Source organism: Streptomyces tuirus (assembly GCF_014701095.1).
GTDB lineage: Bacteria > Actinomycetota > Actinomycetes > Streptomycetales > Streptomycetaceae > Streptomyces > Streptomyces tuirus.
This window is the reverse complement of record NZ_AP023439.1, coordinates 5777500-5794081: the sequence shown is the minus strand read 5'-3', so window position 1 is coordinate 5794081 and position 16582 is coordinate 5777500. Positions and strand designations below refer to the sequence as shown.

16 protein-coding genes are annotated in these 16582 nt (G+C 71.6%); 3 read left to right on the top strand and 13 right to left on the bottom strand.

Translation table 11 applies throughout. From position 1 onward, the window contains the following. Nucleotides 1–186: 186 nt before the first annotated feature. The 3 genes from IGS69_RS26550 to IGS69_RS26540 all read right to left on the bottom strand — a co-directional run bounded on the left by IGS69_RS26550 (nt 187) and on the right by IGS69_RS26540 (nt 4926). A complete protein-coding gene (locus IGS69_RS26550; protein WP_190902994.1) occupies nt 187–1515 on the bottom strand; it encodes a class I SAM-dependent RNA methyltransferase in 1329 nt (442 codons plus the stop codon). A gap of 121 nt (nt 1516–1636) precedes the next feature. Beyond that, nucleotides 1637–3688, bottom strand: coding sequence for an APC family permease (locus tag IGS69_RS26545; RefSeq protein ID WP_190902993.1), 2052 nt, complete (start codon nt 3686–3688; stop codon nt 1637–1639). A gap of 299 nt (nt 3689–3987) precedes the next feature. Then, complete coding sequence (locus IGS69_RS26540; protein ID WP_190902992.1) at nt 3988–4926, bottom strand: adenosine kinase; 939 nt, start codon at nt 4924–4926, stop codon at nt 3988–3990. Nucleotides 4927–5174: 248 nt separating this feature from the next. Between IGS69_RS26540 and IGS69_RS26535 the strand changes: the two genes are divergently transcribed. After that, nucleotides 5175–5846, top strand: coding sequence for a potassium channel family protein (locus IGS69_RS26535; RefSeq protein ID WP_094053911.1), 672 nt, complete (start codon nt 5175–5177; stop codon nt 5844–5846). Continuing rightward, the gene (locus IGS69_RS26530) at nt 5846–6520 is read left to right on the top strand and encodes a potassium channel family protein (protein ID WP_190902991.1); all 675 of its coding nucleotides are present in this window, start codon (nt 5846–5848) and stop codon (nt 6518–6520) included. The genes IGS69_RS26535 and IGS69_RS26530 overlap by 1 nt, the downstream gene beginning before the upstream one ends. Nucleotides 6521–6695: 175 nt before the next feature. Here the strand turns inward: IGS69_RS26530 and IGS69_RS26525 are convergent, their stop codons facing one another. The 8 genes from IGS69_RS26525 to IGS69_RS26490 all read right to left on the bottom strand — a co-directional run bounded on the left by IGS69_RS26525 (nt 6696) and on the right by IGS69_RS26490 (nt 14687). Next, nucleotides 6696–7430: a DUF3159 domain-containing protein gene (locus tag IGS69_RS26525; RefSeq protein ID WP_190902990.1), complete on the bottom strand. Its 735-nt coding sequence runs from the start codon at nt 7428–7430 to the stop codon at nt 6696–6698. Between the two features lie 3 nt (nt 7431–7433). Then, complete coding sequence (locus IGS69_RS26520) at nt 7434–7832, bottom strand: OB-fold nucleic acid binding domain-containing protein (protein WP_104781211.1); 399 nt, start codon at nt 7830–7832, stop codon at nt 7434–7436. 96 nt (nt 7833–7928) lie between these two features. Further along, complete coding sequence (locus IGS69_RS26515; protein WP_190902989.1) at nt 7929–8612, bottom strand: response regulator; 684 nt, start codon at nt 8610–8612, stop codon at nt 7929–7931. Beyond that, entirely contained in the window at nt 8609–11152 is a 2544-nt protein-coding gene (locus IGS69_RS26510; RefSeq protein ID WP_190902988.1) for a sensor histidine kinase, read from the bottom strand. Before IGS69_RS26510 ends, IGS69_RS26515 begins: the two co-directional genes overlap by 4 nt. A 175-nt stretch (nt 11153–11327) precedes the next feature. Next, nucleotides 11328–12503: an alginate lyase family protein gene (locus IGS69_RS26505; RefSeq protein ID WP_190902987.1), complete on the bottom strand. Its 1176-nt coding sequence runs from the start codon at nt 12501–12503 to the stop codon at nt 11328–11330. Nucleotides 12504–12662: 159 nt separating this feature from the next. Then, the gene (locus tag IGS69_RS26500; RefSeq protein WP_190902986.1) at nt 12663–13415 is read right to left on the bottom strand and encodes a DUF3710 domain-containing protein; all 753 of its coding nucleotides are present in this window, start codon (nt 13413–13415) and stop codon (nt 12663–12665) included. 1 nt (nt 13416) lies between these two features. Then, complete coding sequence (dut, locus tag IGS69_RS26495) at nt 13417–13986, bottom strand: dUTP diphosphatase (protein ID WP_190904653.1); 570 nt, start codon at nt 13984–13986, stop codon at nt 13417–13419. Nucleotides 13987–14102: 116 nt separating this feature from the next. After that, nucleotides 14103–14687 (bottom strand): PaaI family thioesterase, encoded by a 585-nt coding sequence (locus IGS69_RS26490; RefSeq protein ID WP_190902985.1) that lies wholly within the window; start codon nt 14685–14687, stop codon nt 14103–14105. A 58-nt stretch (nt 14688–14745) separates the two neighbouring features. Here IGS69_RS26490 and IGS69_RS26485 point away from each other — a divergent pair, with 58 nt between their 5' ends. Further along, nucleotides 14746–15204 (top strand): DUF3093 domain-containing protein, encoded by a 459-nt coding sequence (locus IGS69_RS26485; protein ID WP_190902984.1) that lies wholly within the window; start codon nt 14746–14748, stop codon nt 15202–15204. Between the two features lie 93 nt (nt 15205–15297). Here IGS69_RS26485 and IGS69_RS26480 read toward each other — a convergent pair whose 3' ends face one another. Further along, the gene (locus tag IGS69_RS26480; protein WP_190902983.1) at nt 15298–16248 is read right to left on the bottom strand and encodes a hypothetical protein; all 951 of its coding nucleotides are present in this window, start codon (nt 16246–16248) and stop codon (nt 15298–15300) included. Between the two features lie 13 nt (nt 16249–16261). After that, nucleotides 16262–16558, bottom strand: a complete 297-nt coding sequence (locus IGS69_RS26475; protein ID WP_003993510.1) for a DUF4193 domain-containing protein — start codon at nt 16556–16558, stop codon at nt 16262–16264. Nucleotides 16559–16582: the final 24 nt, after the last annotated feature.

Here is a 16582-nt window from a genome sequence, read left to right as displayed (position 1 = left end):
GTCAGCGCTGCGGGGCAGGCGATCCCGGCAGTCGGGATCGGTGCTCACAAGCCCCGCATCATCACCTGGCCCGGGCGGTCGGGCCGGGCACCGGAGACCGGGCGCTCGATCTGCGCCGTCACGGTGAATCCCACACCCATGTCGACGTACCCCGCCCGGAACCTGCGAACGTGGAGAACCAGCTGGTCAGAGGCCCTTCGCCGCAGGCTCCAGAATCGCCACGCACTCCACATGGTGCGTCATCGGGAACAGATCGAACGCCCGCAGCGTCCGTACCCGGTACCCCCCGTCCCGGAAGTACGCCAAGTCCCGCGCCAGCGCAGCCGGATCGCACGCCACGTACGCGATCCGCCGCGCTCCCAGCGACGCCAGATGGCCCACCGTCTTGCGGCCCGCGCCCGCCCGCGGCGGGTCGAGGACGATCAGGTCGACCTCCTCGATGCCCGTGCGCGGCAACACGCTCTCGACCTTGCCCTGTTCGATGCGGACGCGGTCGAAGTCGGCGAGGTTGTGCCGCGCGTCCTCCACCGCTCGCTTGCCGGACTCGATGCCGAGGACGGCGCCCTGGTCGCCGACGCGGTCGGCGAGGGCGCCGGCGAAGAGGCCGACGCCGCAGTACAGGTCGAGCGCCATGTCGCCCTTGCGCGGCAGGAGGCCCTGCATGACCGCGGTCACCAGGGTCTCCGCGGCCTTCGGGTGGACCTGCCAGAAGCCGCCGCCCCCGACGCGGTGCGTGCGGCCGTCGGCGCGTTCGCGCACGAAGGGGCGGCCGTGCACCCGGTGGACACCGCCGGAGCGCTCGTCCACGCGCAGGACGGAGACGGGGCGGTCGAGTTCGACTAGCGGCAGGCGCGCGCCCGGCTTCGGGGTGAGGATCACCTGGCGGTCCTGGGAACCCGTCGCCGCGATCGCCTCGACGGAGTCCATGCCGGTCCAGGACCGCTTCTCGATGCCCAGCTCGCTGACGCCCTCCGCGGCGATCATGCAGTGGTCGATCGGCTCCACCTCGTGCGAGCGGTGCCGGCGCAGGCCCGCCCGGCCGTCGGCTGTGACGGCGTACTGGACGCGGGTGCGCCACGCGGGGACCTGGCCCGCGGGCACCTTGTCGCCCTCCGCCGGCAGCACCGTGCCGTCCCAGCCGGCCTCCTCCGGGGTGAGCCCGGCGAGGTGCTTGAGCTGTTCGGCGATGACGTCGGCCTTCAGGCGCCGCTGCGCGCCCGGCTTGGCGTGCTGCCAGTCGCAGCCGCCGCAGCGGCCGGGGCCGGCGAACGGGCAGGGCTCGTCGATCCGGTCCTTGGAGGCGTCGAGCACGGTCACGGCGTCGGCGCGCAGGAACCGCGCGCCCTCCTCGCCCTCCGTCACCCGCGCCACGACCCGCTCGCCGGGCAGCGCGTGCCGGACGAACAGCACCTGGCCCTCGGACGTGCGGGCGATGCAGTGACCGCCGTGGGCGACGGGGCCGACCTCGACCTCGTACTCCTCCCCCACCAGCGACTTCCTCGGTTCTGCCTGCATGGCGGGGTGACTCCAAAACGCGTGAGGGGGAAGGGCCGAACGGACACGGCCGGACAACAGCCCACCAGTCTACGTGGCTGCCACCCGGCCGTTTCACACGAGCCGTCGTCTCGGGAGATCGTCAGCTCTTGTGCTCGGAGGACTCCTTCGACCGCACCTGCGCGGGACCGCGCCGCACCGAGCCCGGCGCGGTCCAGTCCTGCTGCTTGCGGGCCCGCCGCTTGGCCGCCTCGGAGGACTGCAGCTGGTACGGCACCGAGGTCACCATGATCCCGGGGGTGAACAGCAGCCGGCCCTTGAGCCGCAGGGCGCTCTGGTTGTGCAGCAGGTGCTCGTACCAGTGGCCGACCACGTACTCGGGGATGATCACGGACACCGCGTCCCGCGGGGACTCCTTGCGCAGGCTCTTGACGTACTCGATGATCGGCCGCGTGATCTCCCGGTAGGGCGAGTCCAGGACCTTCAGCGGTACGTCGATGCCGCGCCGCTCCCACTCCTCGCGCAGGGCCTTGGTCTCCGCCGGGTCGACGTTGACGCTCAGCGCCTCCAGGGTGTCCGAGCGCATCAGCTTGGCGTAGGCCAGGGCGCGCAGCGTGGGGCGGTGGATCTTGGAGATCAGCACGACCGAGTGGACCCGTGAGGGCCGCACGAGGTCGTCGCTCGGGCCCTCGGGGGCGGCGATCTCGGCGGCGACGCGGTCGTAGTGCTTACGGATGGCCGTCATCGTCGCGTAGAAGATCACCATGCCGAGCAGGGCGACCCAGGCGCCGTGCGTGAACTTGGTGAGGAGGACGACGACCAGCACGAGACCGGTGAAGAAGGCGCCGAAGGCGTTGATGGCGCGGGAGCGGATCATGTGGCGGCGCTTGGCCCGGTCCTTCTCCGTGGCCAGGTGGCGGTTCCAGTGCCGGACCATGCCGGTCTGGCTGAGCGTGAAGGACACGAACACGCCCACGATGTACAGCTGGATCAGCCGGGTCGAGTCGGCGCCGTAGATCCCCACCAGCAGTGCGGCGGCGCCGGCGAGGAGCACGATGCCGTTGGAGAAGGCCAGCCGGTCGCCGCGGGTGTGCAGCTGGCGCGGCAGGTAGCGGTCCTGGGCGAGGATCGAGCCGAGCAGCGGGAAGCCGTTGTAGGCGGTGTTGGCGGCGAGGAACAGCACCAGCGCGGTGGCCGCGGCCAGGATGATGAACAGGACGCTGCCCTTGCCGAAGACGGCCTCCGCGACCTGCGAGATCACCGGGTTCTGGACGTAGTCCGGGCCGAGCGGGACACCGTTGTGGACGAGGTCCTTGGCGGGGTTCTCCGCCATGCGGACGTCGGTGGCGGCGGCCAGCGCGATGATGCCGCAGAACATGGTGACGGCCAGCAGGCCCATCATGGCGAGGGTGGTCGCGGCGTTCTTCGACTTGGGCTTGCGGAAGGCCGGGACGCCGTTGGAGATCGCCTCGACGCCGGTGAGGGCGGCGCAGCCGGAGGAGAAGGCGCGCAGCAGCAGGAAGACCAGCGCGAAGCCGGCCAGGCCCTGGTGTTCGGGCTTGATGATGTAGTCCGCCGTCGGGGCGCGCATGGTGTCGTCCAGGACCAGCCCGCGGAAGGCACCCCACGCGATCATGGTGAAGACGCCGAAGACGAAGACGTAGGTCGGGATCGCGAAGAGCGAGCCGGACTCCTTCACCCCGCGCAGGTTCATCAGCGTCAGCAGCACGATCACGCCGATCGCGCAGAGCACCTTGTGCTCGACGACGAACGGGATCGCGGAGCCGAGGTTCTCGATGCCGGAGGAGATCGACACCGCGACGGTGAGGACGTAGTCGACGAGCAGCGCGCTCGCGACCGTCAGTCCGGCCTTGGGCCCGAGGTTGGTGGTCGCCACCTCGTAGTCGCCGCCGCCGCTGGGGTAGGCGTGCACGTTCTGCCGGTACGAGGCCACCACGGTGAACATCAGCACGACGACCGCGACGGCGATCCACGGGCTGTAGTGGTACGCCGTCACGCCCGCGATCGACAGGACCAGCAGCACCTCGCCGGGCGCGTACGCCACGGAGGAGAGCGGGTCGGAGGCGAAGACGGGGAGTGCGATGCGCTTCGGCAGGAGCGTTTCGCCCAGCCGGTCGCTGCGCAGTGCGCGCCCGATCAGGATCCGTTTGGGCACGTCGGTCAGTTTGGACACAACAGAGGATCGTAGGCGTTCGATTGCGGGGTCGCCCACCCGCCACCCCTCATCGGCGTTCCGTCTGCTCTCCGGGTGAATTCACAGGCGCATGCGGCTGCGGATTCCGCAGGTCATCCGCTTCGCATGCCTATATGACTGAGCCCCGTCCGTTTCCCGGCCGTCGCCGCCCCTGGAGGTCCCATGCACACGCCCGCCCAGCTGATCGGCGCCGCGGCCACCCTCGTCGCCCTCGGAATCCTGACGGTGGCGAGCGTGCGCAGCATCAGCCGCCGCAAGGACGTGTCGCCGGGGGCGCGCTAAAAGCCGCCGGGAGGCCGGGGAGGACCGTGCCGCTCCAGTTCCGCCACCCCCGCACGGAGCTCCTCCGGCCCGATACCGGCGGCCCGGGTCGACGGGATCGTGCAGGCGTAGGCGCCGGCCACGGTGCCGTGCAGGGCGCTGCGGCGGGGTGGGGCACCGTCCAGCCAGGCGTGGAGGAATCCGGCGGCGAAGGCGTCGCCCGCGCCGTTGGAGTCGACGACCGGCGCCGGGGGCACGGCGGCGGGTACGTGGGTGAGCTCCCCGTCGGCCAGCAGGTACGCCCCGTCCGCCCCGGCGGTGGCGACGACGACGCGGGCCCGGCCCCGCTCGGTGATCCGCCGCATGGTCCGTTCCGGGTCGGTCAGGGCCGAGCTGGACAGGAAGACCAGGTCGGCCTGGTGGGCGAAGGGCTCGTGGTAGGGGTTGGCGCCGTCCCAGTCGTGCAGATCGGTGGAGATCGTGAGGCCCGCTTCGCGCAGGGCGGGCAGCGCCTGGGCACACGGCTGGGTGATGACGACGTGGGCGTGCCGGCTGACGGCCGCGAGTGCGCGGACCGCGTCCCCGGGCAGCCGGTCGGTGCCGGCGGCCCGGGTGGCGTCGTAGAGGGACGAGCGCCTGCCGTCGGGGCCGACGAGGTTGACCGCGCGTTTGGTGCCGAGGGGCTGCGGGACGGCGGTGAGCCCGATGCCGTGCTCCCGGTGCAGCGCCCGGACGAGGTCGCCCTCGGGGTCGTCGCCGAGGAGGTCGAGGTGGTGGGTGCGCAGGCCCAGCGCGGTCGTTCCGAGGGCCACGAAGTCGCCGCTCTGGCCGGCGCGGGTCACGATCCCGGGCCGGATCATGTGGCTGTCCGCGAACGGCACGGGCAGCTCGGGCACGTGCACGATCGTGTCCACGCCCGCTCCGCCCAGCACGAGGACGTCGATCTCGGTGCTCATGGCAGTTCCTCCCCCGGCCGGGGGCCCGGCAGGGCCCTCGGCAACCCCCTCGACTTTGCGGATACGTTGGAGTCGGGCAGCCGAACGCGGCACCGCCCCCGGAGGGCATCATGGCCTGATTCCACCGGCATGATGTTGCCCGGCGGCCCGCACGCAGGCCGCGACGTGATGCCTGGCGAGCCGAAAGAGAGACATGAGCACGACATCCATGAAGGCCAGAGGGCCTGCAGGAAGCGCGGTGTGACGCGATGCATATTGTCATCATGGGGTGCGGAAGGGTGGGTTCCGCACTGGCCCAGAACCTGGAGCAACAGGGTCACACGGTCGCCGTGGTCGACCAGGACCCCACCGCCTTCCGCCGGCTGGGCTCCTCGTTCGGCGGCCGCCGGGTCACCGGTGTCGGCTTCGACCAGGACACCCTGCGCGAGGCGGGCATCGAGGAGGCCGGCGCCTTCGCCGCCGTCTCCAGCGGTGACAACTCCAACATCATCGCCGCGCGCGTGGCCCGCGAGATGTTCGGCATCGAGAACGTCGCCGCCCGCATCTACGACCCACGCCGCGCGGAGGTCTACCAGCGCCTGGGCATCCCCACCGTCGCGACGGTCCGCTGGACGGCCGACCAGATGCTGCGCCGTCTGCTCCCCTCCGGCGCCGAGCCGCTGTGGCGCGACCCCACCGGTGGCGTCCAGCTCGCCGAGGTGCACACCTCCACCGCCTGGGTCGGCCACAAGATCAGCCGGATCCAGGAGGAGACCGGCGTGCGCGTCGCGTTCCTGACCCGGCTCGGCGAGGCGGTCCTGCCCACCTCGCAGACGGTGCTGCAGGAGGGCGACCTGGTGCACGTGATGATGCGCACCGACGAGGTCGACAAGGTCGAGGCGGCGTTCGCCAAGGGTCCCGAAGAGGAGGGCGGTCACTGATGAGGGTCGCCATTGCCGGAGCCGGCGCCGTCGGCCGCTCGATCGCGGGCGAACTGCTGGAGAACGGCCACGAGATCCTGCTGATCGACAAGGCGCCGACCGCCATCTCGGTCGAGCGCGTCCCGCAGGCCGAGTGGCTGCTCGCCGACGCCTGCGAGATCACGTCCCTGGACGAGGCGGCGCTGCAGCGCTGCAACGTCGTGATCGCCGCGACGGGCGACGACAAGGTGAACCTGGTCGTGTCCCTGCTGGCGAAGACGGAGTACGGCGTCCCGCGCGTCGTCGCCCGGGTGAACAACCCCAAGAACGAGTGGTTGTTCAACGAGTCCTGGGGCGTGGACGTGGCCGTCTCCACCCCGCGTCTGATGTCGGCCCTGGTCGAGGAGGCGGTGAGCGTGGGCGACCTGGTCCGCCTGCTCCGCTTCAGCCACGGCGACGCCAACCTGGTCGAGCTGACCCTGCCGGAGGAGTCGGCCCTGGCCGGCACGCAGGTCGGCGACGTCGAGTGGCCGCAGGACACGTCCCTGGTGACGATCATCCGCGGCAACCGCGTCCTGACCCCCTCCCGGGAGGACTCCCTGGAGGCCGGCGACGAACTGCTCTTCGTGGCCGCCCAGGCCCGTGAGGAGCAGCTGGAGGACCTGCTGTCGGTGCGGCGCGACGCGGCGGGCTGAGCCGGTCGCGGAGCGAACGGAAAAGGGGCGTCCCGAGCACTCGGGACGCCCCTTCCGTCAGCTGTGAAGGCTCTCCGTCAGCGGTGGAGGCCCACTGATCAGCAGTGGAGGCCGACTGCTCGACGGTGGCGGCCCACTGCTCGGCGGTGGTTGCTCACTGCTCGGCGGTGGCGGCTCACTGCTCGGCGGACCGAGCGGCGGCGGCCTGCCGGTCCCGCTCCTCGGCCGCCTTCTCCTCCGCCTCCATCTCCGCGAACACGTCGATGGGCGCGGGCGCCTTCGCCAGGAAGACCCACGTCAGATACACCGCGAGCAGGAACGGCGGGATCTTCAGGGCGACCAGGACCCAGCCCAGCTGCGTGGTGTCGGCCCACCAGTACAGCGGGAAGAGGATCGCGCACTTGGCGAGCAGGATGGCCCCCCACGCGTAGCTGGCCTTCTGGTACGCCTTCTTGCGGCCGGGGTTCCGGGTGCGCCAGGAGAGGTTCTCCTTGAAGACCGGGCCGAGGATCAGCCCGATCAGCGGCACGCCGCACAGGGTGGTGATGATGTAGGCGAGGCCGAGTCCCAGCGTGTAGAGCATGCCGGGCAGGTAGAAGTCCTTGGCGTTGCCGGTCATCATCGCGAAGACGACACCGAAGGCCACACCGAAGACACCGCTGAAGGCGTGCTTGACGGTGTCCTTCATCACCAGCCGGACCACGACCAGCACCATGGACACGGCCAGCGCCGCGATCGCCGACAGGTGCAGGTCCTTGTTGATCGTGTAGATGGTGACGAAGAGGAGACCGGGAACCACCGTCTCCACCATGCCCCGCACGCCGCCGAACGCCTCGAACAGGGCGGCCTCGGTCACCGCCCGGGCGTCGTCCGCAGATGTCTCTTCGGTCGGCTTGTCGAGCGACGTCACCGGCTACTCCCGTCCGAGGGGTCTCAGTTCGTACTTGGGGTTGAACAGCACCCGGCGGCCCCGGCTCATAGAGATCCGGCCCGATGCGATCAGCTTGCGCCCCGGCTCTATCCCCACGATGGAGCGCCTGCCGAGCCACACCACGTCCAGCGCGGCGGAGCCGTCGAACAGCTCGGCCTCCAGGGCCGGGACTCCGGCGCGCGGCCGAAGGGTGACCGTGCGCAAGGTACCAGTAACCGTCACTATCTGCCGGTCCTGGCAGTCTCCGATCCGGATGCAGCCGGCCGTCTCGGTGTCCTCCCGCAGCTCCTCGGACTCCAGGTCCTCCTGCGACGAGGAGAGCCGGTCGAGCATGCGCCGGAACCGGCCCACCGGCTTTTCGGAACGAGGAACAGCACTCATATCTGAAGCGTACCGGGGCCTGCTGACGAAGGGCGAGGAGCCCGATTCCCCACGCGATGTGCCTCAACTTCCCGGGCGGACACCCCGGCGATGCCCTCACTTCTCGAACCGATATCCCCTCCCCGGCTCGGTGACGAAGTGCTTCGGATGCGAGGGATCCGCCTCCAGCTTCCGCCGCAACTGCGCCATGTACACACGCAGATAGTTGGTCTCCGTCCCGTACGACGGACCCCACACCTCCTGGAGCAGCTGCTTCTGCCCGACCAGGCGGCCGCTGTTGCGCACGAGCACCTCCAGCAGGTGCCATTCGGTGGGGGTCAGCCGTACGTCCCTGCCGGCCCGGTTGACCTTCTTCGCGGCCAGGTCCACGGTGAACTCGCCGGTGTCGACGATCACGTCGTCCTCGCCGCCACCGGCCGGTTCGGCCCGGCGGACGGCGGCGCGCAGCCGCGCCAGCAGCTCGTCCATGCCGAACGGCTTGGTGACGTAGTCGTCGGCGCCCGCGTCCAGTGCCTCGACCTTCTCGTCGGAGGAGTGCCGGGCGGACAGCACCAGGATCGGCACCCGGGTCCAGCCGCGCAGCCCCCTGATCACCTCGACGCCGTCCATGTCGGGCAGTCCGAGGTCGAGGACGACCACGTCGGGGTGGCGGGCGGCCGCGAGCTTCAGGGCGGTGGCGCCGTCATGGGCCGCGTCGACCTCGTAGGTGCGTGCCTTGAGGTTGATCACGAGGGCGCGCACGATCTGCGGCTCGTCGTCGACCACGAGGACGCGGGTCATGAGGCCTGCCTTTCCGGTTCTGCCGCGGGGTGGAGCTCCGGGCGGGTTCCCGCCGCGCGGAGGGTGAGGACCATGGTGAGACCGCCGCCGGGGGTGTCCTCGGCGTTCAGGGTGCCGCCCATGGCCTCGGCGAAGCCGCGCGCCACCGCGAGCCCCAGTCCGACGCCCGCACCGCGCGGGGCGTCGCCGTGGCGCTGGAAGGGCTCGAAGATGCGTTCCTTGGCCTCGTCCGGGACGCCCGGGCCCCGGTCGACCACCCGCACCTCGACCCGGTCGGCCAGCGCGCTGGCGGCGACCAGCACGGGCGCGCCGGGCGGACTGTACTTCACGGCGTTCTCGACGAGGTTGGCCACCGCCCGCTCCAGCAGCCCGGGGTCGACGGCGACCATGGGCAGCGTCTCGGGCACGTCCAGGCCCGCGCTGCCCTCGGGGACGCCGCCGAGCGCCATCGGCACCACCTCGTCGAGGTCGATCTCGCGGATCAGCGGGGTGACGGTGCCGGTCTGGAGCCGGGACATGTCGAGGAGGTTCCCGACTAGGTGGTCGAGGCGGTCGGCGCCCTCCTCGATGCCCTTCAGCAGCTCGGCGCGGTCCTCCTCGGACCACTCGACGTCCTCGGAGCGCAGGGAGGTCACGGCCGCCTTGATGCCGGCCAGGGGCGTCCGCAGATCGTGGCTGACGGCGGCCAGCAGGGCCGTACGGATGCGGTTGCCCTCGGCGAGCGTGCGGGCCCGGCCGGCCTCCTCCTGGAGCCGGCGGCGGTCCAGGACGACGGCGGCCTGGGCGGCGAAGGCGGCCAGCACCCGGCGGTCCTCGGCGGGCAGCACACGGCCGGTCAGCGCCAGGGCCATGTGGTCCCCGACGGGTATGTCCACGTCGGCCTGGTCGGGCCGCCCGACGGGACGTCCCCGGCCGACACGCCCGGCGCAGGTCCACGGCTCGACGTCGCCGGCCCGTTCCAGCAGGGCCGCGGACTCCATGCCGAAGGTCTCCCGGACCCGTTCCAGCAGGTCCTCCAGGCCGGTCTCGCCGCGCAGCACGTTGCCGGCGAGGAAGGCGAGGATCTCGGACTCGGCCCGCAGCCGGGCGGCCTGGTGGGTGCGGCGGGCGGCGAGGTCGACCACGGAGGCCACCGCCACGCCGACCGCCACGAAGATCACGATGGCGACGATGTTCTTCGGGTCGGCGATGGTCCACCGGTGCAGGGGCGGTGTGTAGAAGTAGTTCAGCAGCAGGGAGCCCATCGCCGCCGAGGCCAGGGCGGGCAGCAGCCCCCCGAGCAGCGCCGCCGCCACCGTCAGCGCCAGGAACAGCAGCATGTCGTTGGCGAGGCCGAGGTCGACGGCGTTGAGCAGCACCGCGAGGAGCGGCGGGCCGGCGACACCGGCGATCCAGCCCCACACCCGCCGGGAGCGCCCGAGACGCGCGCCCCGGGCCACCGGCAGTCCGCGTCCCTTGGCGACCTCGTCGTGGGTGACGATGTGCACGTCGAGGTCGGGCCCGGACTCCCGGGCGACCGTCGCGCCGACCCCGGGGCCGAAGACGTACTGCCACGTCTTGCGGCGGGAGGAGCCGAGCACGATCTGGGTGGCGTTCGCACCGCGGGCGAAGGCGAGCAGTGCGGCGGGTATGTCGTCGCCCACGACATGGTGGAACGTTCCGCCAAGATCCTCGACCAGGGTTCGCTGCAGTGCCAGTTCCTTGGGCGAGGCCGAGGTCAGCCCGTCGCTGCGGGCTATGTAGACGGCCAGCACCTCACCACCGGCGCCCTTCTCGGCCAGCCGGGCGCCCCGGCGGATCAGCGTGCGGCCCTCGGGCCCGCCGGTCAGGCCGACGACGATCCGCTCGCGCGAGCCCCAGATCGCCGACACCCGGTGTTCGCTGCGGTACCGCGTGAGGTGGGCGTCGACCCGGTCGGCCACCCACAGCAGTGCCAGCTCGCGCAGGGCGGTCAGGTTGCCGGGGCGGAAGTGGTTCGACAGGGCGGCGTCGACCTTGTCGGGCTGGTAGATGTTGCCGTGCGCCATCCGCCGCCGCAGCGCCTCGGGCGTCATGTCGACCAGCTCGACCTGGTCGGCCCGGCGCACCACCTCGTCCGGCACGGTCTCCTGCTGCCGCACCCCGGTGATCGACTCGACGACGTCGCCGAGGGACTCCAGGTGCTGGATGTTGACGGTCGAGACCACGTCGATGCCCGCGGCGAGCAGCTCCTCCACGTCCTGCCAGCGCTTGGCGTTGCGGGCGCCGGGGACGTTCGTGTGGGCGAGTTCGTCCACCAGGGCGACCTGGGGGCGGCGCGCGAGGACGGCGTCGAGGTCCATCTCGGGGAAGACGCCGCCGCGGTACTCCAGCTCCCGGCGCGGCACTTGCTCCAGGCCGTGCAGCAGCACCTCGGTGCGGGGCCGTCCGTGGAGCTCCACGAAGCCCACCACGCAGTCCGTGCCCCGCCCGACGCGGCGGTGTGCCTCGGAGAGCATCGCGTAGGTCTTGCCGACGCCCGGTGCCGCACCCAGGTGGATCCGAAGCTCGCCGCGTGCCATGGCCCCATTGTCTTCCGGTGGTGTGCCGACTGCGCAGCGTCGACCCTACGGCCGGCAGGCACGGGGTTCGGGCTCCCGGCCCGGCTGCGGGGCGCACTTTGACGGAACTCTGACGCGGCCGGGCCGGGTGGACCGGGCGCCGGGGTTCCCGCCCGGCGCCCGGTCGGCCGGGAGGTCAGGCGGGGTTGTCGCCGTGCGTGAGGGTTTCCCAGGCGACGAAGAGGTTGTTGCTGCCCGCGGGACGGCCGCGCTGGGTCAGCGTCGCGGTGTTGGTCATGGCGTGCCCGAGACGGTGGGCCAGGGCGTTGTGGCCGACCTCGGTCACCGGCCCGAGCCCGAGCTTGAGCGAGCCGCCGCACAGCCAGCCCTCGGCACCGGCGCCGAGCTGGTACTTGGCGTGGAAGCCGAGCCCGTGCCGCAGCCTCTCGCCCACGTCGGTGCCGTAGAGATCCTGGCCCTGGATGCGGCTGGTCTCGGCGACGTGCGAGATGGCCGAGAGGCCGTAGCCGGTGTGGGTGAAGTCGCGGCAGGTCTCCTGGCTGAGTCCGTTGACGAAGGTCGACTGGCCCTGCCAGTACGTGACGACCTTCTCCCGGGTGTTGAGGTTCTGGCTCGGCACGGTCTTCGGCAGCGCGCCGTCGGACTCCAGGTAGACGTAGGCGGCCGTGCGCGTGCGGAACTTCGCCATGGCCTTGTCGTAGGACGCCTTGTCCTCCAGGAAGACGGAGATGCCGACGGCGGCCTCCATCATCGACAGCTCCCAGTTGCCGTTGGAGTTCGAGCCGTTGATGATCTCGGGCAGGTAGACGGTGCGGAGCATGGTGGCGAAGCGGCCGGAGTTCGCCCAGGTGCCGGTGTACGTGTACCTGATGATCTCGGCGGCCTTCGGCCAGGAGGAGCCGGCCCAGCCGGTCTGCAGGGGTGCGTTGCTGTTGGTGTGGTCCCTGATGACGGCGGACCAGGCGTCCATCAGCTCGATGGCCTTGCGGGCGTGCCGTTCGTCGCGGGTGAGGTACCAGGCGAGGGCGTGGGTGTAGGCGGCGATCGCGTCCTCGCGCTCGTCGGTGCAGCCGAGGTTGGGGTTGGAGTACGAGCCGCATTCGACGACCGCCCGGGGCTTGGGCGTGCGGTTCAGGTCGGCGTACTTGCTCGCCATCATCTGGTCGAAGGCGCCCTTCCAGGGCTGGGCGCCGGCGTTGACCTTGGACCGGGTGAAGTCCAACTGGCTCTTGGAGACGGTGACTCCGGGATGGGCGAAGGCGGCGGGGGCGCTGGGAGCGGCATCGGCGGGCCAGGCGAGGAGACCGGCGACGAGGACGGCCGAGGCCGCGAGGAGAGCGGTTCTGCGCATACGTGGGGGGCCTTCCGTTCTCGTATGTGAACGTGAAGCGCCTTTATGAACAGACGCGTTGGACGGAGACGGTAGGTACAGACCAATGCGTCGTCAAGGTTCCGCGCACGACAAAGGGCCGCACCCCCGGTGGAGTACGGCCCTGGTGTCTCTGCGGGGTCAGCGGACCTCGGTGATCTCCGGTCCGCGCTGGAGCTGGCCCATTCCGCCGGCGAAACGGGAGCCCTCTTCCTGCTGGACGCCCTCGGGGACCATCTGGGCGTCGTTCGGCAGCTTCAGGACGATCGGGTCGCGGGGCGCCATGGGGCCCTCGCCGCGGACCACGACCGTGTCCCGGAAGATCTGCTCGAGCAGCCCGGCGGCCTGCGGCTGCACCGCGCCCTGGCCCGAGATGACCCCGCGCAGGAACCAGCGGGGGCCGTCCACACCGACGAACCGCACGACCTGGAAGCCGCCGGTGCCGTCCGGCAGCTGTACGGGCACCTGGGCGCGCAGCTCCCAGCCCAGCGGCCCCTCGACCTCGTCGACAATGCCGCCCTGCTGGGTGATGCCGGTGCCGATCTCCTCGCGCACCTCGCCCCAGATGCCCTCGCGCTTGGGGGCGGCGAAGCCCTGGAGCTGGATGGCACTGTCGCGCAGCACGACCGTGGCCGCGACGATCGCGTCGCCCGCGACCTCGACCCTGAGCTCCATGCCGTCGACGCCCGGCACGAACAGGCCGCCCAGGTCGACCCGGCCCTCGCCCGGGTCACGGACCTCCGAGGCGTCCCAGGGTCCGTCGGGGCGCGGCGCGGGCTCGAGCCTCAGGCGCTCGCGCTCTTCGTCCGCCTCAGTGTCGACACCGTCGACGACCTGCTCGGCCTCGCCGGCCGCGTCCTCGGCGGCATCCCTCTTCTTGCGACGTCCGAACACGTCACTGTCCTTCCCGGTCGGATACGACCGAAGCGTATCGATTCCCACCCGCCTGACCGCCCATGGCGGCCTGACCGCTTGTGCCGCTCGTCCCGTCCACCGCCGCATGGCCTCCGGTGGATCCGAAGCCCCCCTCGGCCCGCGCCGAGTCGGGAAGTTTTGCCACCTCTTGGAAGCGAACCTTCTCGACCTGCTGGACTACCAGTTGGGCAATCCGGTCGAAGCGCTCGAACCGCACGGCCTCGCGCGGGTCGAGATTCACCACGATCACCTTGATCTCCCCACGGTACCCGGCATCAACCGTCCCCGGGGCATTCACCAGGGCGACGCCGCAGCGGGCGGCCAGGCCGGACCGCGGGTGCACGAAGGCCGCGTACCCCTCCGGCAGCGCCACAGACACTCCCGTGGGCAGCACGGCCCGCTCGCCCGGCTCCAGTTGGCACGCCTCGGTGGTGCGCAGATCGGCTCCGGCGTCACCGGGCTGCGCATACGACGGAAGCGGTACGTCCGGATCGACTCGCCGGATCAGCACGTCCAGCGGCGGCCTGCTCGCGGGGCTCGTGGGAGTCATGGGGTTCTCGGGGCTCACGGGGCTGGTGATGCCGCCGTCGGGGCTGGTGGTGCTGCCGACGCTCGTGGTGCTGTCGGGCCCGATGGGACCGGTGGCGCTCACGCGTCCGATCGGGCTCACGGGTTCACCTCGAAGGCGCGAGCGCGCCGGACCTGGTCCGGGTCGCTCATGGCGGCCTGGATCTCCTCCTGGCGGCCGTGGTCGACGAAGTGGTCGACCTTCACCTCGATGAAGAGCGCGTCCGCGCGCACCGCGACGGGCCCGTCGGGGCCGCCGACGCGTCCGGTCGCGCTGGAGTAGATCTTCCGCCCGGCGACCGCCGTCACCTCCGCCTCCAGGTACAGCGTGGTGCCGACGGGCACGGGCCGTACGAAGTCGGTCTCCAGCCGCCCGGTCACCGCGATCGTGCGCAGCAGCCAGTTCAGCGAGCCGAGGGTCTCGTCCAGGGCGGAGGTCAGCACGCCACCGTGCGCGAGGCCCGGGGCGCCCTGATGGGCGGGCTGCACGGTGAACTCGGCGGTGAGCGACACGCCCTCGCCGGCCCGGGCCTCCAGGTGCAGCCCGTGCGGCTGCTCGCCGCCACAGCCGAAGCACTGGCCGTAGTGCGCGCCGAGGAGCTCGCCGGGCGCGGGTGCGTCCGGGTGTCGCACCGGTTGCACGGCGTCGGCCGGAGGCTGAAGAGCTGCGGAAGTACCACTCACAGGCGGAGACCTTACCCGCGCGTCGGCCCCTTCCCGACACCGTGTCAAGCTTGGCCTCATGCAGCTCTCCGCCGCCCCGTACGAAGAACGCCTCACCGCCCCGCGGACCTGGTGGCTGATCTCGTTCCTCGTGGGCGTCTCGATGGCCCTGGTCCTGCTCCCGTTCGGCACGCTGCCGATGCTCGGCGGCCTCGCCGGGGGCACCGCGGTCGCGGCCGTCGCCGCGAGTTCCTACGGCTCGGTCCGCATCCGGGTGGTCGGGGACTCTCTGATCGCGGGCGAGGCCAAGATCCCGCTGATGGCGCTGGGCGAGGCGGAGGTGCTGGACGCGGAGGAGGCCCGTGCCTGGCGCACCCACAAGGCCGATCCGCGCGCCTTCCTCCTGCTGCGCGCGTACATCCCCACGGCCCTGCGCGTGGAGGTCACGGACCCGCAGGACCCGACGCCGTATCTGTACCTGTCCACGCGCGAGCCGGAGCGACTGGCGCAGGCGCTGCGGACGCAGACACCGGCGTAGCACACCCGCGCGGGATGTCACCCGGCCGCCGTGCGACGGACGGCAGGTCTCAGCGCCCGTCGCCGTACTGCCGGCGGGTCCGTCGTCGCCGCGCTACCCGCCGTGTCCGCCGTCGGGCCGGTGACCTTCGTGGCGGCCCAGGGGGTCTTCGGTGATCTCGCCCATCTCCAGGGCGTCCGCCGGACGTTCCAGGGCGGGGAGCGCCTCGAGGGCCTCCCAGGGCACCTGGATCTTGCGCAGGTCCCGGCGGATCCGGCCGGCGAGCTTTCTCGTCTCGCCGCGGTTCATGACCGCTCCCACGGCGGCGCCCACCAGGAACGGCATCAGGTTCGGCATGCCGCGGACCATGCGCTTCATGATCCGCTGGCGCAGTTCGCGCTTCATGCGGCTGTTCAGCGCCACGCTGAGCGTCGACGGCTTGGTCGCGTCGATCCCGCGCTCCCCCGACCAGGAGTCGAGGTACGCGGTGCTGCGCTGTTTGAGGTTGCCGGGCGGCCGTACGCCGTACACCTCGTGGAGTTCGGCGATCAGCTTCAGCTCGATCGCCGCGACGCCGGTGACCTCGGCGGCCAGTTCCGTCGGCATCGCCGGGGGCACGGGGAGCATCGCGGCCGCGCCGACACCGGCTCCGACCGTGGCCGTCGCGTGCGCGGCGCCTGCCACGAGCTTGTCCGCGAGCTCCTCGGGTCCGAGGCCCGGGAACTGTCTGCGCAGCGTCGCCAGGTCCCGTACGGGCACGCGCGGGGCCAGCTCGATGATGCGGTCGGCGAGATAGGCGAGTCCGGCCCGGGCCCGGTCGCCGCCCTTGCGGGCGCCTTCCCTGGCCCGCTCCCGGATCGCCCCCGCCCGCCGTCTCGCGACGGGTGCGGGGACGTCCACGGACGCCGGGAGGTCACCCCGGCCTGCCGGTTCGAGCGAGGCCGCCCCTGTACCGGTGGAGCCTCGCTCGTCGTCACGCGCGCCGTACCGCGGGCCGTCCACCGGCCCTTCGTCCGCTTTCCGCTTGGAGAAGCGGCGCTTCCAGGGAGGGGTCGAGCCGGTCACGGCCGACCCGTCCTCAGTCGCAGTCGCGGCAGATCGGCTGACCGTTCTTCTCGCGGGCCAGCTGGCTGCGGTGGTGAACCAGGAAGCAGCTCATGCAGGTGAACTCGTCCTGCTGCTTCGGGAGCACCCGGACGGCCAGCTCCTCGTTCGAGAGGTCGGCTCCGGGCAGCTCGAGGCCTTCTGCCGCCTCGAACTCGTCGACGTCCACGGCGGAGGCCGACTTGTCGTTCCTCCGAGCCTTCAGCTCTTCGAGGCTGTCCGAGTCGACGTCGTCGTCGGTCTTGCGTGGAGTGTCGTAATCGGTGGCCATGGTCGCTCTCCCCCTCTGGGTGTC